The sequence below is a fragment of the Hymenobacter metallilatus genome (genome assembly GCF_003944705.1).
Taxonomy (GTDB): domain Bacteria; phylum Bacteroidota; class Bacteroidia; order Cytophagales; family Hymenobacteraceae; genus Hymenobacter; species Hymenobacter metallilatus.
On sequence record NZ_RWIS01000020.1, the window covers coordinates 20,772 to 42,864 of the forward strand.

Sequence of the window (22,093 nt, forward strand, 5' to 3'; positions counted from 1 at the left end):
CCAACCCCAACCCCGCTACTGCACCCGCGTCAGGCGCAGGTAGTCCAGCATGGCCTGGTTTATCTCGCCGTTCATATTCTCGTTGGCTGGCTCAAAGCGCAGCGTCAGCGTGTGGGAGCCTTTCGGGAGCCGCACCAATATCGGGTTGGAGAATCCCCAGCTCGACCACTCCGCCACGCCGCGCTGGGGCAGTACTACGGTGCCCAGCTGCCGCTGGCCCAGGCGCAGGGTGCGGAGGGCGCATTTGTTATCGGTGTTGAGGGGGCCGTTGCCGTTGGCGTAACGGAAATCGAGGGCATAGAGGCCGGTTTCGGGCACGGTTACGGGAATGGTGAGGTGGGTATTCACCGTCCGGCTGATTTCTACGAAGCCCGTGCCGCTGAAACCTTTATAGGCTTTGCTTGATTTGGCGGCGCGGGTTTCCAGCTGCACCAGCTGGGCCGGTTGGCTCGGCACCGGCAGCGGCTCACTGGCAAACGACTCCTGCCCCCCGGCATCCACGGCTACTACCTGATACTCGGCGTACAGGCCAGGCGTCACGGCCAGACTGGTTCCGGTGGTGCGGGCCGCAAACTGCCCGTTGCGCAGCACCTGGTAGGCCGAGGCCCCGGCCACCGGAGCCCAGCTGAGGCGGCCGGCAGCATAGCGCACGGCGGGCGTTTCGGGAGCAAACCAGTTGGCGACGCGGTTGGTAGAAGCCGCCGCCGGAGCCTGGTTTTTCAGCTCGATGCGGATGGTGTGGCGGCCGGTAAGCGTGGCGGGTACCGTGGCAGCAGGCAGCGGCTGCCCATCCAGCGTGATGGTGCTGATTTCATTACCAAAGCCTTGCAGCTCAATATCCAGCACCGCGCCCCGGTAGCGGAAGCCGGTCAGCTCCCGGCGGCCCTGAAACGCCTGCGGCACGAACGGCCGGAACACTAAGCCGTCAGCCTGAAAATCCATTCCAAACAGCCCCTTGTACACCAGCCCCAGGCTGCCGGAAAGGCTCCAGAGCATGTTGCTGCTGTTGATCTGGGTGCCGGCAAAGTCGCCATTCTGGGCCACGAAGTTCTCCTTATTGGTCAGGAATAGCGCGGCCGGGCGGTACACCGCCACCATGCTTTCCAGCACCGACGCCTCGTTGCCGGCCCGGGCCGCCGCCAGCCCCCAAAAGCTCTGCATGAAGGGCCACACGGCGTTGTTGTGGTAGGGAGGAATGCCCGGAATCTGGGGGTAGAGGCACGGAATGCCGTAGGCCGTTACGGGCGTGCGGGCTACCACTGTTTTGGCCCGCGCTTCATCGGCTACGCCGTACAGCACACTCAGGGCCTCACCCAAGGCCTCTGCTTTAGGCGACAAACTCAGGAAATTACCGCCGTACAAAAACTGCCCGTAGTAGCCCTTTTCTTCCTGCCAGAGCTGCTGGTTGATGCCGGCTTTGATGCGCCCGGCCTGCTCCCGGGTCTGCCGGGCCACGGTGGCTTCACCCAAGTGTTCGGCCATCAGCGCCAGCACCTGGTTGGCCTGAAAATGCACGATGTTGGTACCCAGATTTTCGCTCTGATAAATGTCCACTGGCTGCATCCAGCGCGGGTACGTCTGCTCCCGCCAGTCCAGAAACGACGATTCCCCGCGCACCAGGCCGGTTTGCGCGTCGTAGGCGTTCTGCTGGTCATCCTCAATGGAGTTCCTGATAATCGGGTACACTTGGCGCAGCCAGGCCTCGTCGCCCGTCACCAGGTAGATTTCCCAGGCCGCCACCGCCCATATCATTCGGTCGGTGGAGCAGGGGTAGGCCCCGCCGGTGCCGGTATCCTGAATAATGCGGCCCTGCTTCGATACTTTGCGCAGCAGGCTGTTCATGGCCACCCGAGGCTGCAAGGTGGCCTGGGCCAGGATAATACTGTAGCTGATGTCGCGCGTCCAGACGCCGGCCCACTCCTGGCCGGTGCGGAAGGTGCTGTCGGGCTCCACGGCCCGGCGGGCTTCTTCCAGGGCCAGGTTGTAGAGGGCGTCGGTGATGGGGTAGTCGGAGCGGTATTGCGGCAGGTCAGCGGTGTTGAGGGTTTGCTGCCAGCGGCCGGCCGTGGTTTTGGCGGCGGCCGGCGAGTTCAGCACCAGCGTCACCTCGTAGATGCCGTTGCCGTCGGGATCCTTTAGCTCCTGCTCCCGCTTGCCCGCCAGGTTGGCAAAGTCCCAGGTGAGCGGAGCCGTATTGCCGGCCACGAATACACCTTTGAAATCTTGTTGGTACAGCTTCTGACCCTGGTAGGTGGTGTAGTAGCCCTGCTTCTGGAAGGCCGCCAGCACGGGCCGCATATCCAGCCACAGCTTCAGCCGGGTGTTCGGGGCCAGGTAAGTATTGGCGGGAACTACCGTTTTATCCACGAACTGCCGCCCAAACGTGAGCAGTGGGCTTTCCAGCTCCGCCGCCCCCGCCGCCGGCAGCGCCACGAGACTGTGGTCCTGGCCCGGAGCCATTTCGTTGTCCTGGCCGTTGAGGCTGAACTTGAACGTGATGCGCGGGTCCTGGTAGGCGTTGGCGGGGCTCTGGTAGTTGGAAGTCAGCTCGGTGCGCGACACCGCCCGGGCCACGTACGGCCCCTGCTCCACCCGGTCGGCGTAGAGGGCAAAGGCCTCATTTTTCCAGATCAGAGGCATGTCGGCCGACGGGGGCGGGGGCGGAGTCGGGACGGAGAAGGAAGCGGGCACGGGCGCGGCGGATTTGGGCGTTTGGCAGGCACCCAGCAAAGCCAGCGCCAGCAGGCCGTTCAGCGAAAAGGAGTGGGGCATCATGGGTACCAGACGCAGAACGCCCGCCTGCGGTTGCGTAGCGCGGGCACAAGCGCCGCCGAAGTCAGCACAACGAAAAAAGCCTTCCGCTGAGCAGCAGAAGGCTTTTTGTGAAGTAGTCCGTAGGGGAATCGAACCCCTGTTGGTAGAATGAAAATCTACTGTCCTAACCCCTAGACGAACGGACCAGAAACCCAAAGACCGGAGCGTTTTCCGTTTTGGTGTTGCAAAGATAGGCGGCGGAACTTTCGGCGCAATACCTGGTTTTGAAAAAATTAGTCGGTTCGGGATAAATCGGCTGATTTTCAGTCGGAAATTTTTTACTGACATGAAGGCCACAGGAACCGAATCGGTGGGGGCTGCCCGGGTCGTCACAGCTCCGGCTACCTACTTTGGGTTCGATTTGGCAGAGTACCCCCAGCCCGTTACCTTCGCTCCGCGTTTTCACCCGGCCCTCCCGGACCGATAAACCTCCCATTTCCCCATACCACTATGGCTAAAATCAAAGTTGCCATCAACGGCTTCGGCCGCATCGGCCGTCTCACGTTTAAGGCGCTGCTCCAGCGCGAGAACGTGGAGGTCGTGGCAATCAACGACCTGACCGACAACAAAACGCTGGCCCACCTGCTCAAGTACGACTCCGTACACGGCCGCTTCGACGGCACCGTGGCCTACGACGAGGACAGCCTGACCGTAAACGGGCAGCGCATTCACGCCCTGGCGGAGCGCGACCCCAAGCTGTTGCCCTGGGGCGACATGGGCATCGACGTGGTGCTGGAATCGACGGGCCGCTTCGTGGACGAGGCCGGCGCGGGTCAGCACCTGACGGCTGGTGCCAAGAAGGTAGTTATTTCGGCTCCCGCTACCGGCAACATCCCGACGGTAGTGTTGGGCGTGAACGAGGACATCCTTACCGGCTCGGAAACCATTCTGAGCAACGCTTCCTGCACCACCAACTGCCTGGCTCCCATGGCCAAGGCCCTCGATGATGCGTTTGGTATCGAGAAAGGCTACATCACCACGGTGCACGCCTACACTTCCGACCAGAACCTCCAGGACGCGCCCCACAAAGACCTGCGCCGCGCCCGCGCCGCCGCCTATAGCATCATCCCCACCAGCACCGGCGCCGCTAAAGCCGTGGGTCTGGTGCTGCCCCAGCTGAAAGGCAAGCTCGACGGTATTGCCATGCGCGTGCCCATTCCAGACGGCTCGACTACCGACCTGACCGTAATTCTGAAGCGGGAAGTAACCAAGGAGGAAATCAACGCCGCCGTGAAGGCTGCCGCTGAAGGCCCGCTGAAAGGCATCCTGGAGTACACCACCGACCCCATCGTGAGCATCGACATCGTGGGCAACACCCACTCGTGCATCTTCGACTCGGAGCTGACTTCGGCCAACGGTACGCTGGTGAAAGTAGTAGGCTGGTACGACAACGAAACCGGCTACAGCACCCGCACCGCTGACCTCATCCAGAAGCTGGGCGAAAAAATGAACGGCTAGTTCTTGAGCTGTAATTGATAAGCCGCCTGTTCGGGAAACCGGACAGGCGGCTTTATTTTGCGGAGGTATAGCTGAAATATCAGGTAGCCACCCGATTGTATAAGAGCGTGAGCCGCTGAAATTATGTGTAAATATATTTGCTTGATTATTTGCCTGTTTCTCGTCTGCTGTAGCAAACCGGTAAAGGAAAAAGAAGCTGGTACCGCGGCCTCCGCCTTGCCCTTCAGAAAGCAACAGGATGTAAAGCACATGGCCTATTCCGATGAGCAGCTAGAGGCTTTTTTGGATAGCATTGGTCGGTTGCCGTCCCAGCCTTTGGCCAAGGAAGCAGCCTTTTTTGCTGATTCCATCTTCCAGCAGCACACGCTGCTTAATCGGGCATTGTCGGCGCAGGATTTTACGCTTGTGAAGCAAGCGGCGCGACAAGGGAGAATGACGCTGGCGGCAGCGCGGCGGATTTTCAAAGACCCTGCAATCGGACGAGAATGTAATAAGGAAGGCTTGTTCAGGTCATTTCCGGTAGATAGTATTTCGGTTGCGTTTTATTCGTTTGCCAACAATTATTTTGAGAAATTTGCTGTTGGTATTGGGTTTAAGGAGCATTGCAAGTCAGCGTCATTATATTTTTTTGCAACAGAATAAGCTACTGGCAGTTCATAAAGGTTATAATCACTATGGATTAGATTTGAATCACTTCGTGGATGTAGATAATAAAACTATCGTATACTATACTCAGGAATTTCAAAGTGGTTCAGGTATCTGGTGGAACAACTATTTCTTTTATAAATATGATGGTAATAAACTGCTGCCTGTGTTGAAAGAACTGAAAGATGGAAACTCTCAGTTGTTTTGGGGCTTTCGGGCATGGGAGCTAGTTTCCACGGTGCAATCAACCAATCCACTTCGAATAAAAATGGTGTACTACATTCAGCTGCCAGATACGGCAATGGCAGACGGAGGGCCGTTGCTGGTGGACGATTCTACTGTCGTGGAGTACAGGTGGAATGAAAAATCGAAAAGGCTTGAAGGTAATTATCAGGCATCTAAATTGAATAGTTCACAAATACTATCTTATAGTTTACATGGTAATGATATATTGTTCATTAATGCGCATTATAAGATACTCAAAAATTCACTCTATAATCCCTCTGTTCGTCTTGCTACCCTGAATTATCTGCGAATAGTCAAAGATCATTATTGAGTGTGTTGATTAGTAAAAGTTTGATGACTTGCTGACTTCGCAATTGTTCTTTTTCACCTACTCGTAGCTTACCCCGTGCGTATCTGCTTCATCCTCAACCCGGCTTCCGGCACCAAACGCACCCAGGATGTGCCGGCTTTGCTCACGCGCTACGCCACGGCCGCCGGGGCTGAGTTTGAGATTCAGCTGACCCAGCGGGCCGGCCACGCCACCGAGCTGGCCCGCGCAGCCGCGGCCTCCGGCTGCCGGGTGGTGGTGGCCGTGGGCGGCGACGGCACCGTGAACGAAGTGGCCCGGGGGCTGCTGGGCACGTCGGCGGCGCTGGGTATCGTGCCCCGGGGTTCGGGCAACGGCCTGGCCCGCCACCTGCGCCTGCCCCTGGACTTACCGGGAGCCGTGCGCCGGGCCTGCCAGCCGACATTTCAGCGGATTGATGCGGGCCGTATCAACGGGCACTGGTTTTTTTGCACGGCGGGGCTGGGGTTTGATGCCCACGTGAGCAAGATGTTTGCCCAGGCCGGCACCCGGGGCCTGAGCACCTACGTGAAAGTGGCGTTGCGCGAGTACCGCCGCTACCGGCCCGTGCCGGTGCAGGTGGAGCTGGAAAACGCCCGGCTGCTCGATACGCACTGCTACGTACTGGCCTTCGCCAACGCCGCCCAGTACGGCAACAACGCCTACATTGCCCCCCGCGCCGATATTCAGGATGGTCTGCTGGATGTGTGCCTGATTGACGAGCTGCCTATGCTGCGGGCCGTGCGGGTAGGAGTGGGGCTGGCTCTGGGCACCCTGGCCACCTCCGGCGGGGCTGCCTACCACACCAGCCGCCGCATCCGGGTGCAGGCCGCCGAGCCCCTGGGCTTCCACGTCGATGGTGACTACGTAACCGACGCCACCGACTTCGAGGTGGAGCTGGAACCTCTGGCTCTGGAAGTGGCGGTGTAGTGGTGAGATGGTGAACTTGTGAAATGGTGAGTTTACTTGTCTCTTTGTACGGATTCAACGACAACTCACCATCTCACAAGTTCACTATCTCACCGCATGAAAGCCAAGAGCAACCGCCGGGAAGGCGTGGTGTACTCCACCAACCCCGATTTTGAATACCAGGACAACGCCGAGGAAACCGCCGCCACCCTGCCCCCGCAGCAGCAGAACCTGCGCGTGCAGCTCGATAAAAAGGCCCGGGGCGGCAAGCAGGTCACGCTGATTACTGGCTTCGTAGGCCAGGATGCGGATTTACAGGAGCTGGGCAAGCTGCTCAAAACCAAGTGCGCCGTGGGCGGCAACACCAAAGACGGTGAAATCCTCATCCAGGGCGACTTCCGCGACAAAGTGCTGGCCGTGCTGCTGGAAAAAGGCTACAAAGCCAAAAAAGCCGGCGGGTAGGGGAAACGTTCGGAACTGTCATCCTGAGCTTGCGAAGGACCTTACGGTGGTTGCACGACAACCTACCGAACACCTCCGCGAACCTCCGCGCATCCCTCCGCGAACCTCAGCGAGAAATGACGCCTGAACAGCCGTTAAAATCAATACCGCCGGGGAATTGGGTAACGGCAGCGTAGTGGTTGTGGCGGGAGAGTAGCAACTTGCGGCGAATAACCCTTTCCCGGCCACTGGGGCCGCCACGCACTCCTATTTCATCCGCATGAACCCACTCCGTATTCCCGTTTCTGCCCGCCGCCTGGGGCTGCTGACGCTGCTGTGCCTGCTCTGGGGTACCCTCCGGGCCGAAGAAATTCAGTCGCCCAACAAGCAGCTGACGCTCAGCGTGACGCTGGCCGAGGGTGGCGTACCCACGTACTCGCTCACCTACAAAGGCCGGCCGGTGATTAAGCCCAGCAAGCTGGGTCTGGAGCTGAAAAACGTACCGTCCCTGCTCACTGGTTTCACCCAGGCCAGCGCCGAGCGGCGCAGCTTCGACGAAACCTGGACGCCGGTATGGGGCGAGTCGAAAACCATCCGCAACCACTACAACGAGCTGGCCGTCACGCTCACGCAGCCCGCCACCAAGCGCACCATGCGCCTGCGCTTCCGGGTGTTTGATGATGGCCTGGGCTTCCGCTACGAGTTTCCGCGCCAGCCCGAGCTGGGCTACTTCACCGTGAAGGAGGAGCGCACCCAGTTTGCCCTGGCCGGCGACCATAAAGCCTTCTGGCTGCCCGGCGACTACGACACCCAGGAGTACAGCACCGTCACGTCCAAGCTCTCGGAAGTGCGCGGGCTGATGAAGTCGGCCGTAACCGGCAACGCCTCCCAGACCACGTTTTCGCCCACCGGCGTGCAGACGCCCCTCATGCTCAAAAGCCAGGACGGCCTCTACATCAACATCCACGAGGCGGCACTCATCGACTACAGCTGCATGCACCTGGAGCTGGACGATAAGAATATGGTGCTGGAAAGCCACCTAACTCCCGACGCCGTGGGTGACAAAGGACTGCTCCAGACGCCGGCCAACTCGCCCTGGCGCACCGTCATCGTGAGCGACAAAGCGGGCGACATTCTGCTCTCCAAGCTGGTGCTGAACCTCAATGAGCCCACCAAGTTCAAGGACGTGTCGTGGATTAAGCCGGTGAAGTACGTGGGCGTGTGGTGGGAAATGATTACGGGCAAGAGTACTTGGTCGTACACCAACATGGACAATATCAAGCTCGACTCGGTGGACTACCTGAAGGTGAAGCCCAATGGCACTCACGGAGCCAACAACGCCCACGTGAAGGAGTACATCGACTTCGCCGCCAAGCACGGGTTCGATGCCGTGCTGGTGGAAGGCTGGAATACGGGCTGGGAAGACTGGTTCGGCAAGCACAAGGATTACGTGTTCGACTTCGTGACGCCCTACCCCGATTTCGACGTGCAGGAGCTGAACCGCTACGCCCAGAGTAAGGGCGTAAAAATCATCATGCACCACGAAACTTCCGGCTCGGTGCGCAACTACGAGCGGCATCTGGACACGGCCTTCCAGTTCATGAACAAGTACGGCTACAACGCGGTGAAAACCGGCTACGTGGGCGACATCGTGCCGCTGGGCCACCACCACTACGACCAGTGGATGATTGACCACTACAACTACGTGCTGGAAAAGGCCGCCGAGCACAAAATCATGGTGAACGGCCACGAAGCCGTGCGCCCCACCGGCCTCTCGCGCACCTTCCCCAACCTGATCGGCAACGAAGCCGCCCGCGGCACCGAGTACGAGGCTTTCGGCGGGAGCAACGCCGACCATACCACCATTCTGCCCTTCACCCGCCTGATCGGCGGGCCGATGGACTACACGCCCGGCATCTTCCAGACGCGCATCAGCACCTTCAACCCCGGCAATACTTCCTTTGTACACAGCACTCTGGCCCGGCAGCTGGCCCTGTACGTAACCATGTACAGCCCTTTGCAAATGGCCGCCGACCTACCCGAGCACTACAACCAGCACCTCGACGCCTTTCAGTTCATCAAGGATGTGGCCGTGGACTGGGATGACACCAAAGTGCTGGAAGCCGAGCCCGGCGACTACATCACCTACGCCCGCAAGGCCAAAGGCAAAAGCAGCTGGTTCATCGGCAGCACCTGCGACGAAAACGGCCGCACCTCCCGCATCGACCTGAGCTTCCTGGAGCCCGGCAAAAAGTACACCGCCACCATCTACGCCGACGCTCCCACGGCCCACTACGAAAAGAACCCCCAAGCCTACCAGATCCGCAAGCAAACGGTAACCAGCAAAACCAAGCTCACCCAACTCTGCGCCCCCGGCGGCGGTTATGCTATCAGCCTGGTGGCTGTCAATTAAAAATTAAGAATTAGGAATTAAAAATTGGGCCGCTGAACGACTCCTTATGTTTCGTTCAGCGGCCCAATTTTTAATTCCTAATTCTCAATTTTTAATTGATATAAAGCTCGTTCCACATCCTCCGGGGTGTCGATGCCGATGGTCTCCAGCTCGGTTTCGGCGGTTTGGATGCGGTAGCCGGCTTCCAGCCAGCGCAGCTGCTCCAGGCTTTCGGCCAGCTCCAGCGGAGATGGGGGCAGCTGGGTGATGGCACGGAGCACATCGGGGCGGTAGGCATAGAGGCCAATGTGGCGCAGGTAGCGGTGGTGCTGGAGCCACTCGGCCTGCGGGTGCTGGCGCTGGTAGGGCAGGGGGTGGCGGCTGAAGTACAGCGCCTCGCCCCGGGCGTTGAGCACTACTTTGGGCAGATGGGGGCTGAACAGCTCTTCCTCATTCACTACGGGCTTCACCAGCGTCGCCAGCTGCGGTGGCTCGGCGGCGCGAAATAAGTTTACCAGCGCGTCAATCTGCTGGGGGTGAATGAAGGGCTCGTCGCCCTGAATGTTGACGATGCAGTCGGCCTGCACGTTCAGCTGCTGGTAGGCGTCGTGCACCCGGTCGGTGCCGCTGGGGTGGTCGGCAGCCGTCAGCACGGCCTCACCCCCGAAGCCGCGCACGTGGTCCAGAATGCGCGGGTCGTCGGTAGCCACTACCACCCGGCTCAGGCTCGACTGTTGGGCCCGGCGCACGACCCGCTCAATCATGGTCTGGCCGCCCAGGTCTACGAGGGGCTTGCCGGGTAGGCGAGTAGAAGCAAAGCGGGCGGGAATGATGCCGATGGCAAGCATAGTAGTTGGAAAGGGATGAGCCGGCAAAAAACGCAAAAAACTGCCGAAGCTGAGTAGATGCGTGTCCACTAAGCCGCCAGCACGTGTATCCCGGAGCACAGCTCCGGGGTACAAGGCCAACGACGGCCCGGCAAACCAGCTCATCCCCAAAATCAGCAACTCCAACCCGTCAGCGTGCTAAAAAACATCGGCACTCCGCGCCGAATCCGTAACTTTCGGCAAATTGTATGCAAGCGGGGCCTGGTTTGCCGATATTGCCTGGCCACTGCTTTGTGCCTGCCGACTAGTATGTTTCGATTTCCGTTGCTGACTGCCGCGTTTGTATTTACCGGTCTTTCTGCCGGGGCTGCGTCCGGCCCCGTTGCCCCTCCCGATTCCATAGGCGTTGAGTACCGGGGCAATAAGCTACTCATCAAACACCGGGTAACGCCCGGCGAAACGCTGTATGGCGTGGCTCGGCGCTATAAAGTGCCCGTGGAAGACATTGTGGAGGCCAACTCGGGGCAGAAAGGAGCTCTGGTGACAGGTCAGCTTATTTTGGTGCCCCGCAACCGTGTAGTACTCACGCAGCCGGCCGCGCCCAAAGCTACGGTAGCAGCTCCCGCCGCCACCCGGTCCCTGCCTACCGATGCGCGCGGCAACCGGGTGTATAAGGTAGAGCCCGGCATGACGCTGTTTGCCATTGCCCGCCGCTTCCAGACTACCCCGGCAGAGCTTGCCCGCCTCAATGGCTTTCCGGCCAACTACAATGTGCGTGTGGGGCAGTTGGTAGTGGTGGCAGGCTCGGCCGCGGCTCCTGCTCCGGTAGCCCGGCCCACAACGCCCGTTGCTACTACCCGTCCGGCTCCCACCACCCGTCCGGAACGGGACGAGGAAGCGGAGCGCGACGCCCGGGAAGCCCGGGAAAAAGAGGCTCGGGAACGGGCTGCCCGGGAGCGGGCCCGGGACTCGGCCACCTCGCCGGCCGTAACGCCTCCCGCCCCGGCTCCCACAACCCCAGCACCGGCTCCCGAAAAGGAAAAAGCACCTTCCCGGGCCAGTGAAATCGTGCGGCGGGTATCGGAAAGCGGGCTAGCTACGGCCATCCAGACGGATGCTTCGGACAAATACCTGGCCCTGCACAAAACCGCTCCAGTCGGCACCATCATGGAGGTGAAAAATATCATGAACGGGCAGTCGGTGTACGTGCGCGTGATTGGGCAGCTGCCCGATACCGGCGAAAACACCAACATCCTGGTGCGGCTCTCCAAGCGGGCCGTGCAGCGCCTGGCCACTCCCGACCAGCGCTTCCGCGTCGAAACCAACTATGTACCGTAACGGTGAAATTGTGAAGTGGTGAAATTGTGAATCTGATGTTCTGCTTGCGCAGTTTGTGCGAATTGAACGTCCAACTCACAATTTCACCACTTCACAATTTCACCACTTCACCGCATGAACCACGCCCAGGTGCGGGCCCTGCTCGACGAGAAATACCGCCACTACGACCAGCCCGGCTTTATTGCCCTCGACCCCATCAGCATTCCGCATCAGTTTACGCTGCGGCAGGATATAGAAATTAGTGGGCTGTTTGCGGCGCTGCTGGCCTGGGGGCGCCGGCCTACCATCATCAGCAAGTGCCGGGAGCTGTTGCAACGCATGGACAACGCGCCCTACCAGTTCATCCGCCAGCACCAGGACGACGACCTGAAGCGGCTACTGGGCTTCTGTCACCGCACCTTCTGCGACACCGACCTGCTCTACTTCGTGCACTGGCTGCGCTGGTTTTATGCCAGCCACGAAACGCTGGAAGATGCCTTTTTGGTAGGTAGCACTCAGAAGGAGCGGCTGGAAAACTTCCACAACTTGTTTTTTAGCCTGGAAGATGCGCCCCAGCGCACCCGCAAGCATGTGGCTACCCCAGCCCGCGGCTCGGCCTGTAAGCGCGTGAATATGTACCTGCGCTGGATGGTGCGCCGTGACGAGTACGGTGTAGATTTCGGCCTCTGGCAGCGTCTTTCCCCCGCCGACCTCATATGCCCCTGCGACGTGCACGTGGAGCGCGTGGCCCGACGGCTGGGCCTGCTGGAGCGCAAGCAGGTAGATTGGCTGGCCGCCGAAGACCTCACCGTCCACCTCCGCACCCTCGACCCCCATGACCCCGTGAAGTACGATTTCGCCCTGTTCGGGCTGGGAGTAGAAGGGGAGATGTAGGGAATGTGCAGAATGTGGGCAATGAGCTAAATATGATAGCAAAAGATGGACTGCATAGCTCTAAGGCAGACTACACGTAGCGGCATTTCTATCCCATTTCCACATTATATACATTCGGCACATTAAAGAAGGTGAATCTTTCCGGCCCTGTCTGCTGTTTATCTTCGCATTCCATTCCGATTTCCAAGACCCCCCGATTTGATTTTACCCCAGAATTTCGAGCAGAAGATTGGCTTCACGCAGCTGCGTGAGTTGCTGGACGGCCTGTGCCTGAGCGCGCTGGGCCGGCAGTTTGTAGCCAAGATGAGCTTCCTGACCAAACACGACCAGCTGGAAAAGCTGCTCCTGCAAACCGACGAGTTCCGCCAGCTGCTCAACAGCGGCGCGGAGTTTCCAGGTGCCCATTACCACGATGTGCACCAGCACCTGGTGCGGGCCAACCTGCCCGGCTCTTACCTGGAGGTGGCCGCCTTTTACGCCATCAAGATGAGCCTGCGCACCATCCGTGAGGCGCTGACGTTTTTTACCCGGGCCGAAGAGGACTTATACCCCACGCTGCGCCTGCTAGGCATTGGCGTGCAGGTAGACCGCAACCTGCTGGCCGCCTTGGACAAAGTGGTGGATGATGAAGGCCTCGTGCGCGACGATGCCTCCCCGCTGCTGCGCCAGATCCGGCAGGAGCTGATTGCCCGGCAGGTGCAGCTGCGCAAGCAGATTGCCGGCATCCTGCGCCACGCCCGCCAGGAAGGCTGGGTGCCCGAGGGCTCCGAGCCTACTATCCGGGGTGGGCGCTTGGTGCTGCCCGTTATTGCCGAGCACAAGCGTCGGGTGAAGGGCCTGATTCACGATGAGTCGGCCACCGGCCAGACGGTGTACATTGAGCCGGAAGCGGTGTTCGAGCTGAATAACGACATCAAGGACCTCGATAATGCTTATCACCGCGAGCTGGTACGCATCCTCACCCAACTCACGGTCCAGCTGCGCCCACATATTCCGGATCTGCGCAAGGCCTATCAGTACCTCGGTCTACTCGACTTCATTCGGGCCAAAGCCCAGCTGGCGCGCCGCCTGGAGGCTTCCTTGCCCGTGCTGCATCCGCGCCCCATGATGCGCTGGCAGCAGGTGCGCCATCCGCTGCTCTACCTCACTTTCCTGAGCCACGCCAAGGACGACCCGCGCGAGGTGGTACCCCTGGATATTGAGCTCACGCCCGAGCAGCGCATCCTGCTGATTTCGGGGCCCAACGCGGGTGGTAAGTCTGTGAGCATGAAAACGGTGGGCTTGGTGCAGTACATGCTCCAGTGCGGCCTGCTGATTCCGGCTGGCGAAACCTCCGAGGCCGGTATGTTCGATGATATTTTCCTGGATATCGGCGACGAGCAGAGCCTGGAAAACGACCTGAGCACCTACTCCTCGCACCTGCTCAGCATGAAGCAGTTTGTGACCCTGGCCGGCAAGCGCAGCCTGGTGCTGATTGACGAGTTTGGTACCGGCACCGAGCCCAGCCTGGGCGGGGCCATTGCCGAGGCGGTGCTGGAGCAGCTGAACCGCGCCCGGGCCTTCGGCGTCATCACCACCCACTACACCAACCTGAAAAATTACGCGGAGCGCACGCCCGGCATCGTGAACGGGGCCATGCGCTACGACCCCGACCAGCTGCAGCCGCTCTACCGCCTCGAAATTGGGAAGCCGGGCTCCTCGTTCGCCATCGAAATTGCCCGTAAAATCGGGTTGCCGAAGCAGCTGGTGGAGCGCGCTACGCAGTTGGTGGGCAAGGACAAAATCCGCTACGACCGGCTGCTGGAGGGTCTCGAAAAGGAGAAAACCGAGCTGGAGCAGCGCACCGCCGAAGCGGCCAAGGCCGAGCGGCGCATGAAAAAAGCCGCCCAGGAGTATCAGGACCTCAAGAAGTACCTCGATGATACCACGCTGGAGGTGCTGCGCGACGCCAAAGCCAAGGCCAAGCTGCTGCTTAAGGATGCCAACCAGCAGATTGAGTCTACCATCCAGGAAATCCGGATTGGGCAGGCCGAGAAGGAACGTACCAAGGAAGCCCGCGGCAAGCTGGAAACCTTCGTGCGCGAAAAGCTGCACATTGAGCCGCCCAAGCCCCGGGCCACCCGCGAAATGGCCGACCCCAACACCCTCAAGCCCGGCGACAAGGTGGCGCTGCTGGGGCAGGAGGGCCACGGCGAAATCATGAGCGTGAAGGGCAAGACGGCGGAGGTGAGCTTCGGCGGGCTGAAAACCATCGTGAAAGTCAGCCAGCTGGAAAAGCTCACCCGCTCCGAAATCCGGGAGCGGGAGAAAACCGCCGCCCGCAAAGCCCCGGCCCAGCACGCCACCCTCGACATTACGGGCCGCATGGCCGGCTTCAACACCACCCTGGACCTGCGTGGGGAGCGGGCCGAGGATGCGCTCAATAAGATCATGGCCTACGTGGATGACGCCGTGATGCTGGGTGTGCCGGAAATCAAAATCCTGCACGGCCGCGGCAACGGCGTGCTGCGACAGATTGCCCGCGACTACCTGCACCGCACCCGCGCCGTAGCCAGCGTCGCCGACGAGCACGCCGACCGCGGCGGCGACGGGGTGACGGTGGCCGTGTTGAAGTAAAATCACAGATGATGCAGATAGCGCAGATTCGTTCAGGCAGTGCACGACGGTGATAGTAGATTCAAGGGTACTTTTCCCCAACTGTTATGATAGCCAACGGTTGCCCTCACTATCTGCTACCAGCCTGTATCTATGAAGTCCACTTAGTTCACAAGGCCAGCCAGAATAAATCTGCGCTTTCCTCCTCATCTGTACCACCTGTGATTTATGCACCCTCGTAACCCCCACAACGCCCGCTACGATTTTACGCAGCTGCTCAGTCACAGCCCCGAGCTGGCAGCCTTCGTGGTGCCCAACCCCACCGGCGACCAGACTATCGACTTCGCCAACCCGGCCGCAGTGAAGGCGCTGAATCGGGCGCTGCTGCGGCAGTTTTATGGCGTGCAGCACTGGGATATTCCGGCCGGCTACCTCTGCCCGCCCATTCCCGGCCGTGCCGACTACCTGCATTACGCCGCTGATTTGCTGGCTGAAGCCAACGGCGGCGAGGTGCCCCACGGCAAAGCGGTGCATGTGCTGGATGTGGGCGTGGGGGCCAACTGCGTGTACCCCATCATCGGCTCCCGGGCCTACAGCTGGCGCTTCGTGGGCTCCGAAATTGACCAGGTAGCTCTGAAAGCCGCCCGTAATATGGTGGCCGTCAATCCCGGGCTGGCCGGCCGCATTGATTTCCGCCTGCAAACCCACTCCGATTACGTGTTCGATGGTATCGTGAAGCCCCGGGAGGAGTTTGACTTGGTGGTGTGCAACCCGCCGTTTCATGCTTCGGCGGCGGCGGCGGCCGAGGGCAGTCAACGCAAAAATCGCAACCTGGGCTACCCCAAAGCGGCCGCGCCCGTGCTGAACTTCGGGGGGCAGAACTCGGAGCTGTGGTGTGAAGGCGGGGAGGAAGGCTTCCTGAAACGCATGGTGGCTCAAAGCGCGCCGCTGGGCCAGCAGGTGTTGTGGTTCAGTACGCTCATTTCCAAAAAGGAAACCCTGCCCAGCATTCAGCACTTCCTGAAACTGGCCGGTGCCCCCGAAACCCACGTTATTCAGATGAGCCAGGGCCAAAAAATCAGCCGCCTCGTGGCCTGGTCCTTTCAAACACCCGAGCAACGCCAGACCTGGGCCCAGCGGCGGTGGAAAGCGTAGGTTTTACCACTTGTCATTCTGCGCGACATACTCAGGATGACAATCGAGAAAAATCAATCAATAAAAAGGCGGCTTCCTGTACGGGAGCCGCCTTTTCTACTGTGTGAGCCGCCAGAAAGCTGAGTTCTAGCTTCTCATATCTAACCTCTGATTACTCTACCACCACGCGGCTAACCTGCGTCTGCTCGGCAGTTTCAATGTGCACTAGGTACAACCCGGCGCGCAGCTGCGAGGCATCTACGCTGATGTCCTGACCATTTAGCGGCTTGGTTTGGTCGAGCACTACGCGGCCGGTGGCGTCGCGCAGGGTTACGCGGGCGGTGCGGGCGGCACCCGACTGCACGCGCAGCTGGAACTGGCCACGGGTGGGGTTGGGGTACACCTGTACGCTGCTCTGCTGCACCGTGGCCGTTTTGTTGCTCAGCACCAGGTTGCACACCTGCACACCGTTGTTCTGGTCCTGAATGCGCTTGGCGAATTCCTGGTAGTACTGGTTAGTAACGCGGGCATCGTGCACGATGAGCGTGTTCTCGTCGTTTTCGGTGTTGGCCGAAAGGCTCCAGTTGTGCGAGCCTACGAACACCTGCGGGTCCGACTGGGCGGCGCCGGCATCGATGATGGCGTATTTGTGGTGCATGATGCCGGTACCATTGTATAGCATGATGCGGTTGCCGATGGTGCTCTGGATGTTGTCGAAGATGCTCTGCGCGGCCGTGTTGGCGGTAATTTCGTTCAGCAGCATCTCCGAGCAGCTACCGATGTTCTTCTGCTGAATCTGGTTGCGGATGGCGTTGCCGATGTCGCTCTGAGTGAGCAGCATGGTGGCAATGTGCAGGTCGTTGTCGGCGGTTTGCACGGCCTGAATCAGGCGGCCATTCACGTTGTCGGTGGGCGAGAACCACGACTCGACCGATTTGCCGGCAATGTTGAGGTAGTGCGGGGTGTTGTCGGTTTTCAGGGAGCCAAACTTAGCCGTAGCCAGCGTGCCCGAGCCCCACATCTCGTTGAACTCCACGGCGTACACCTTGGCCAGCGACTGGTCCTGGATGGCAATGGAGTTGTTCCGGTCGGTGCTCAGCTGGGCACCGGTCCAGTTGGTTGAGCCGGTCCACACCCAGGGCTGGTTGGGGTTGGTGCTGTTTGCGTCAATCACCACAAACTTATTGTGCATGATATTCATGGTCGTCTGGCGGCCAATACGCGGAATGCTGGCATCGAGGCTCTGGATGCTGACGTTGGCGTTGTCATTCTCGAACAGCACCCGCACGGCCACGCCCCGGGCCTTGGCCGCATTTACGGCTGCCAGAATGGTGGGGCTGTTCCAGTTATAGATGGCAATGTCCAGCGTTTGTTGGGCACGGGAAATGTAGCGGGCAATGGTATCGGCCATGGCCCCGCCCGGTAGCGACAGGGCATTGTTGCCGGGGCTGGCCAGTGCCGTATTCACGGTGCTGGTAAAATAGGTGCGCATTTTACCCGTCGACTGCGAAGCCGTAATCATAGGAATTACGCGCGACTCAGAAAGGCCGGCGGCGTTGGTGCTGCTGGCCTTCACGTAGTAAATAGTGGCCGGCTGCAGGCCCGAAATGGTCAGGCTGTGGTTAATGGTGCTGGTGGCATTGGTAACAGCCGTAAAGGGGCCAGCCGCCGAGGTAGCATACTCCAGCTTGGTATCACCGGGGTTCTGGGTGATGTAACTCACCGTAAAGCCAGTGGTGGTAATGTTGGTGGGAGCCGGCACGTTCACGAAGTTGGGCGTATTGCCCTGGCGGAAGTCGGCGTAGAGGCGGGGTAGCAGCTGGTAACCCGTGTTGCCAGCCGTATTAGTGAACTGGCTCATAATGCCCACCACATCGAAATTGCCGGTAGGGGAAGGCTTACCAATCAGACCGTCGGGGCCGTTGGAGGCCGCGTTAACGTACATGATGGTGGTGGCGTTGCCGCTGATGCGGTAGGTAGTGCTGGCAAATGCCGTAACAGCCGCCCCGGCCGTGGTGGTAACGGTGGTGGCATTGGTGAGCTTCACCAGCTGGCCTTCGTAGGCTTCGGCATAGGCTGCGGAGGCATTGGTAGCCGAGAAGGCCACCGGGGTGGGCAGCGGCCGGTTGCCGGCCAGTACCGTCAGCGTCGTAACCGGATCCAGCTCCAGCAGCCCTTTATAGTCCTTAAGGGTACCCGTAACCTGAATGGAGTCACCCTGGCGTACGTTGGCAGTCAGGGTGGAGGAGTACACACCAATGCCTGCTGTGCCATCCTGCAGGTAGCGGATGGCTCCCAGCTCGGAGCCGTTGGTAACCACACCGCGTAGCGTAACCGTGGCCCCGGAAGCGCCATATGCAGGTGCCTGTGCCCGGGCGGCGGCAATAGTTATGGCCGTTTGCGCGTGCGCGGGCAGCCAGGAGGCAAGGCTGAACAGCAATGCCAGCAGGGGTAATTTTTTCATCAAAGCGAAAAAGGTTGGGGGGAAGGTGTGCAACTGAAAAACGGATACAAATATCCTGATTTTCAGCCTAAAGTTGGGCGCGGCCAGATGAAGAGTTTATGACGCTTCCCGGATGGTGGTGCGTAGCAGTTACCGGCCGGCTGGTTTCTTTTTGTTGTCGGTGAGCATGGGAACAGCCGGCGAGTTGGAGGTGCCATTGGCATTGGTGGAGGACACCCGCACGTAGTAAGTGGTGGTAGGCTCCAGGTTGGTCAGCTCCACGCTGTGCATGGTAGTAAGGGCGGGCAGATTGACGACGGTACCCAGGGCTGCCGTTTTGCCGTACTCCACCTTGCTGCTGCCGGGGTTGGCCGTCTGGAAAATAACCGTGAAGCCGTTCCGGTAAATGTTGGTAGGCACTGGCTCGCCCTGAATAGCAGGCAAACCGCCCGCCACCACAAAGTCGGAAAACAGGCGGGGCAGCAGCTGGTAGCCGCCCGCACCGGTTTGGGTAAACTGGCTCACGGTGCCAATCAGGTCGTAGGTGCTGGTGGGCGGCAGTTTATCAATCAGCCCATTCTCGCCAGTAGAGGCCACATGGATGCGAATGGGCGTGGTCTTCTGGCCGTTGAGCAGATAGTTGGTGTTGCCCTTAAGGGCCTCGGCCGGAGCACCAGTGCCGGTGGTGAGGCTGCTGAGCCCTTTGATGCGCACCAACCGGCCTTCGTAGGCATCGTCGAACACCGTGTTTATATCTGCCGCGGCCACCTCCAGAGGAACCACCCGCCGGCCCGAAGCCACCTTGCTTACGCTGGCAACGGGGTCCATTTCCAGCAGACCGTTGTAGTTCTTGAGCGTCCCGGTTATGTGCACACTGTCGCCGGCAACCAGGGCGTGCAAATCGGTGTTGGTGGTAGAGAAAACCGCCAGCCCAGCCACTTTATCCTGCACAAAGCGTAACTGACCCAGCTCCGGGCCATTGGTTACCACGCCCCGGACTGTTACGGTAGCGCCGGGACCTGCCGCCCGGGCGGCACTAATGGTAGGTGGGGGGGCTGGGGCTGCTACGGTCGCCGCGGTAGCAGGTTTAGGACGAGCCGGTTGGCGCTGGGCCTGGGCGACCAGCGTACCGGAAAGCAAAAGAACCGGGAGTACAATGCGTTTCATGGAGTGTGAGGGTTGTGCGCGGGCAGTAAAAGAGAGCAAGTGGGTGGTAGGTGATGAAGGAACCGTATTACCAGTTGAGGTAAAAATACGCCATCGGATTCCGAAAATGCTGTACTTTTTTCCAGAGATGGGAAAAAAGCGGGAAATACAACGGGCCCGCCGCGTCTGCCGCAACGGGCCCGTTTTCAAGGGGCTACAGAATATTTACCTCGGGGTGCAGCTCAATACCAAACTTCTCCCGCACGGAGGCAATAATATCGTAGGCCAGCTCCCGGATATCCTGGCCCTGGGCGCCGCCATGATTCACCAGCACCAGGGCTTGTTTATCGTGCACACCGTGGGCCCCGCGGCGCTGGCCCTTCCAGCCGCACTGCTCAATCAGCCAGCCGGCGGGCACCTTTACGCCCCCTGGCACGGGGTAGCCCGGGATGCTGGGGTGCTGGGCTTGCAGCTCATCGTACTTGGTCTGCGACACCTCGGGGTTCTTGAAGAACGAGCCGGCATTCCCAATCTGGGCCGGGTCGGGGAGCTTGCTGCGGCGGATGTGCATCACGGCCTCGCTTACCTGTCGCGGAGTGGGCTCTTCGCCAATGCCCATATCCTCCAGCGTCGTTTGGATGGCCCCGTAGCTAACGTTGGGCTGAGCGCGGCGGTGCAGGCGCAACACCAGTCCGGTTACCACATACTGGTTTTTGAGCGGCCCCTTGAACACCGATTCGCGGTAGCCGAAACCGCACTCCGCGGCCGTAAAGGTGCGCACGTGGCCGGTAGCCAGCTCCAAGGCCTCCAGGTGGTCGAAGGTGTCCTTCAGCTCGGCCCCGTAGGCTCCGATGTTCTGGAGCGGTGCCGCGCCTACCGTGCCCGGAATCAGGGATAGGTTTTCGATGCCGTTGAGCTCATTATCCAGCGTAAACTGCACCAGCCCGTGCCACGACTCGCCGGCCCCGGCCCGCACCAGGGCCGAGTCCTCGTCCTGGCTTACCACTTCCAGCCCCCGGATTTCGTTTTTCAGCACTACGCCGTCGAAATCCTGAGTGAACAAGAGGTTGGACCCCCCGCCCAGAATCAGCTTCTCGGCCTGCTGCACCTCGGGTAGCGCCAGCAACGCCCGCAGCTCATCGGTGGAGGCAAAGCGGGCAAACAGCCGGGCCTTTACATCGAGCCCAAAAGTGTTGAAGGGACGCAGGGAAACGGAGTGTTCAAGTAGGGGAGCCGGGGCCATAGCGCAGGAAAACGGATGATGCAGGCGCAAAGGTAGCCGTTTGCCGCCTCGTTGAGGTGCGGCCTCGCGCACGGCCACCCACCCCTGGCACCGGCAAGGCCAATAGGATACCTGGTCGGCAGAAGAATCAATAAAAGGATGAGGCAGGCCGGCAGCCCGCGGGTAAGTCAGAATGCTTTGCGCTTACGGTGGGGCGCATCCATCACCAGTGTTACCAGCAGGGCGTGGGGCAGCGTTACGATGGAGGCCACCACCAGCGCCAGGCTGAACCAGGCAGCGGCATCGGGCAGGCGGTGAGCCAGCAGGCGGCCCAGCACCAGCAACGCCATACAGCTCAGTAGGAGCAGCGGCGTGGCTCGCCGCAGGAAAAACACCAGCTGGGGCAGCAGGGCCCAGCCGGTTGGCAGCAATTGCCCATTATTCAGCCAGCTGGTCAGGCGCAGTACATGCTGCAGGCTGTGCCAGTACACAAAGTACACCGCCACCGACCAGCGCGGCGGCAGCAGCAGGAGCAGCCCGGCCAGTACCAGCAGCTCCACCAGCTCCTGGCGTAGCAAATCCCAGCGCCGCTGCCGGGCATACCAGCCCCAGAGTGCTGCGTGCCCGGTCATCACTACTATTCCCAGCCCGCCCGATACCGCGCCGAACATGGACGGGGAAATAGCTGCTGCTCCGGTGAAGCGCAGCAAATCGTTGACGATGCTGGCCGTCTCGACGGGCCACCAAGTGGCCGGTACCGCAAACAGCAACGTGCCGCGCAGCAGACTATGACTGAGCCAGACCGCCCCTGAAACCTGGGTGGGTGGGGGAGCATCGGCCGAGCCCCAGTGCCACATGGTGAGCAGAAAGAACAAGCCAACGGTAGCGGCCGGCCAGCGCCACCAGCACAAGCCCACGACAACTGCCAGGCCCAGGTACCCGACCAGAAACCGGCCCCAGTAGCGCCAGTCGCGCAGCGCGTTTGCGGCCGGCGCTGCGGCGGGCACTACCAGTTGGTCGCAGGCTCCGTGGGCAAGGCCCAACGCCACCATGCCCACAGCCAGCGGTACGCCCAACACGAAGTTGGTGTAGGCTGGAAACAACTGCCCAAGCCCGACTAGCAGGCTAACGGCCGCATAGGAATAATAGCGTGGGGGCCATGGCACCGCCGCCATTGTACCGGGAGAAGAAAGCATACGTAGCGGAGAAAGAACAAGCAGGCTGCACGACCCGGGGTGGGCAACGCAGCCTGCCAGCCGGTGAATTCCAGAAAAGCCGGAGTAAC

Annotated in this window: 17 protein-coding genes and 1 tRNA gene; 11 read left to right on the forward strand and 7 right to left on the reverse strand. The window is 60.3% G+C overall.

Features of this window, described 5'->3' with window-relative positions:
* Positions 1-15: 15 nt before the first annotated feature.
* Positions 16-2,775, reverse strand: a complete 2,760-nt coding sequence (locus EI290_RS21235; RefSeq protein WP_246009026.1) for an alpha-L-rhamnosidase-related protein — start codon at positions 2,773-2,775, stop codon at positions 16-18.
* Between the two features lie 113 nt (positions 2,776-2,888).
* A tRNA-Glu gene (locus EI290_RS21240) sits at positions 2,889-2,960 on the reverse strand.
* Between the two features lie 140 nt (positions 2,961-3,100).
* Here EI290_RS21240 and EI290_RS22550 point away from each other — a divergent pair.
* The 7 genes from EI290_RS22550 (at position 3,101) to EI290_RS21270 (ending at position 9,251) form a co-directional block, all read left to right on the forward strand.
* On the forward strand, positions 3,101-3,241 hold the full coding sequence (locus tag EI290_RS22550; protein WP_185817108.1) for a hypothetical protein: 141 nt from the start codon (positions 3,101-3,103) through the stop codon (positions 3,239-3,241).
* Between the two features lie 23 nt (positions 3,242-3,264).
* Positions 3,265-4,272 carry a type I glyceraldehyde-3-phosphate dehydrogenase gene (gene gap, locus EI290_RS21245; RefSeq protein WP_125433659.1) on the forward strand — a complete coding sequence of 336 codons (1,008 nt, stop codon included), beginning with the start codon at positions 3,265-3,267 and terminating at the stop codon, positions 4,270-4,272.
* Positions 4,273-4,521: 249 nt separating this feature from the next.
* Positions 4,522-4,914 carry a hypothetical protein gene (locus EI290_RS21250; protein ID WP_125433660.1) on the forward strand — a complete coding sequence of 131 codons (393 nt, stop codon included), beginning with the start codon at positions 4,522-4,524 and terminating at the stop codon, positions 4,912-4,914.
* Positions 4,901-5,473, forward strand: a complete 573-nt coding sequence (locus EI290_RS21255; protein ID WP_125433661.1) for a hypothetical protein — start codon at positions 4,901-4,903, stop codon at positions 5,471-5,473. The genes EI290_RS21250 and EI290_RS21255 overlap by 14 nt, the downstream gene beginning before the upstream one ends.
* A gap of 75 nt (positions 5,474-5,548) precedes the next feature.
* A complete protein-coding gene (locus EI290_RS21260; protein ID WP_185817110.1) occupies positions 5,549-6,418 on the forward strand; it encodes a diacylglycerol/lipid kinase family protein in 870 nt (289 codons plus the stop codon).
* Between the two features lie 96 nt (positions 6,419-6,514).
* Positions 6,515-6,859 (forward strand): translation initiation factor, encoded by a 345-nt coding sequence (locus EI290_RS21265; RefSeq protein WP_125433663.1) that lies wholly within the window; start codon positions 6,515-6,517, stop codon positions 6,857-6,859.
* 259 nt (positions 6,860-7,118) lie between these two features.
* Entirely contained in the window at positions 7,119-9,251 is a 2,133-nt protein-coding gene (locus EI290_RS21270; protein ID WP_125433664.1) for a glycoside hydrolase family 97 protein, read from the forward strand.
* Between the two features lie 77 nt (positions 9,252-9,328).
* On the opposite strand, the gene kdsB is transcribed toward EI290_RS21270, so the two are convergent.
* Positions 9,329-10,078: a 3-deoxy-manno-octulosonate cytidylyltransferase gene (gene kdsB, locus EI290_RS21275; protein WP_125433665.1), complete on the reverse strand. Its 750-nt coding sequence runs from the start codon at positions 10,076-10,078 to the stop codon at positions 9,329-9,331.
* Positions 10,079-10,366: 288 nt separating this feature from the next.
* Between kdsB and EI290_RS21280 the strand changes: the two genes are divergently transcribed.
* From EI290_RS21280 to rlmF, 4 genes are all read left to right on the forward strand, one after another.
* Positions 10,367-11,395, forward strand: coding sequence for a LysM peptidoglycan-binding domain-containing protein (locus EI290_RS21280; protein WP_125433666.1), 1,029 nt, complete (start codon positions 10,367-10,369; stop codon positions 11,393-11,395).
* Between the two features lie 114 nt (positions 11,396-11,509).
* A complete protein-coding gene (locus tag EI290_RS21285) occupies positions 11,510-12,268 on the forward strand; it encodes a TIGR02757 family protein (RefSeq protein ID WP_125433667.1) in 759 nt (252 codons plus the stop codon).
* Positions 12,269-12,466: 198 nt separating this feature from the next.
* Positions 12,467-14,884: an endonuclease MutS2 gene (locus EI290_RS21290; protein WP_125433668.1), complete on the forward strand. Its 2,418-nt coding sequence runs from the start codon at positions 12,467-12,469 to the stop codon at positions 14,882-14,884.
* 207 nt (positions 14,885-15,091) lie between these two features.
* Complete coding sequence (gene rlmF, locus EI290_RS21295; RefSeq protein ID WP_125433669.1) at positions 15,092-16,018, forward strand: 23S rRNA (adenine(1618)-N(6))-methyltransferase RlmF; 927 nt, start codon at positions 15,092-15,094, stop codon at positions 16,016-16,018.
* A gap of 151 nt (positions 16,019-16,169) precedes the next feature.
* Here rlmF and EI290_RS21300 read toward each other — a convergent pair whose 3' ends face one another.
* The 4 genes from EI290_RS21300 to EI290_RS21315 form a co-directional block, all read right to left on the reverse strand.
* Positions 16,170-18,461: a phospholipase D-like domain-containing protein gene (locus EI290_RS21300; RefSeq protein WP_125433670.1), complete on the reverse strand. Its 2,292-nt coding sequence runs from the start codon at positions 18,459-18,461 to the stop codon at positions 16,170-16,172.
* Positions 18,462-18,590: 129 nt separating this feature from the next.
* Positions 18,591-19,607 carry a hypothetical protein gene (locus EI290_RS21305; protein ID WP_125433671.1) on the reverse strand — a complete coding sequence of 339 codons (1,017 nt, stop codon included), beginning with the start codon at positions 19,605-19,607 and terminating at the stop codon, positions 18,591-18,593.
* Between the two features lie 193 nt (positions 19,608-19,800).
* Positions 19,801-20,829 carry a UDP-N-acetylmuramate dehydrogenase gene (gene murB / locus EI290_RS21310; RefSeq protein ID WP_125433672.1) on the reverse strand — a complete coding sequence of 343 codons (1,029 nt, stop codon included), beginning with the start codon at positions 20,827-20,829 and terminating at the stop codon, positions 19,801-19,803.
* Positions 20,830-20,996: 167 nt separating this feature from the next.
* Positions 20,997-22,004 carry a Brp/Blh family beta-carotene 15,15'-dioxygenase gene (locus tag EI290_RS21315; protein WP_125433673.1) on the reverse strand — a complete coding sequence of 336 codons (1,008 nt, stop codon included), beginning with the start codon at positions 22,002-22,004 and terminating at the stop codon, positions 20,997-20,999.
* Positions 22,005-22,093 lie beyond the last annotated feature (89 nt).

Excerpts from the sequence above, each read along its gene's own strand:
- EI290_RS21235 (WP_246009026.1), bottom strand. The coding sequence starts at position 2,775 with ATGATGCCCCACTCCTTTTCGCTGAACGGCCTGCTGGCGCTGGCTTTG.
- EI290_RS22550 (WP_185817108.1), top strand. The coding sequence starts at position 3,101 with ATGAAGGCCACAGGAACCGAATCGGTGGGGGCTGCCCGGGTCGTCACA.
- gap (WP_125433659.1), top strand. The coding sequence starts at position 3,265 with ATGGCTAAAATCAAAGTTGCCATCAACGGCTTCGGCCGCATCGGCCGT.
- EI290_RS21250 (WP_125433660.1), top strand. The coding sequence starts at position 4,522 with ATGGCCTATTCCGATGAGCAGCTAGAGGCTTTTTTGGATAGCATTGGT.
- EI290_RS21265 (WP_125433663.1), top strand. The coding sequence starts at position 6,515 with ATGAAAGCCAAGAGCAACCGCCGGGAAGGCGTGGTGTACTCCACCAAC.
- EI290_RS21270 (WP_125433664.1), top strand. The coding sequence starts at position 7,119 with ATGAACCCACTCCGTATTCCCGTTTCTGCCCGCCGCCTGGGGCTGCTG.
- kdsB (WP_125433665.1), bottom strand. The coding sequence starts at position 10,078 with ATGCTTGCCATCGGCATCATTCCCGCCCGCTTTGCTTCTACTCGCCTA.
- EI290_RS21280 (WP_125433666.1), top strand. The coding sequence starts at position 10,367 with ATGTTTCGATTTCCGTTGCTGACTGCCGCGTTTGTATTTACCGGTCTT.
- EI290_RS21285 (WP_125433667.1), top strand. The coding sequence starts at position 11,510 with ATGAACCACGCCCAGGTGCGGGCCCTGCTCGACGAGAAATACCGCCAC.
- rlmF (WP_125433669.1), top strand. The coding sequence starts at position 15,092 with ATGCACCCTCGTAACCCCCACAACGCCCGCTACGATTTTACGCAGCTG.
- EI290_RS21300 (WP_125433670.1), bottom strand. The coding sequence starts at position 18,461 with ATGAAAAAATTACCCCTGCTGGCATTGCTGTTCAGCCTTGCCTCCTGG.
- EI290_RS21305 (WP_125433671.1), bottom strand. The coding sequence starts at position 19,607 with ATGAAACGCATTGTACTCCCGGTTCTTTTGCTTTCCGGTACGCTGGTC.
- murB (WP_125433672.1), bottom strand. The coding sequence starts at position 20,829 with ATGGCCCCGGCTCCCCTACTTGAACACTCCGTTTCCCTGCGTCCCTTC.
- EI290_RS21315 (WP_125433673.1), bottom strand. The coding sequence starts at position 22,004 with ATGCTTTCTTCTCCCGGTACAATGGCGGCGGTGCCATGGCCCCCACGC.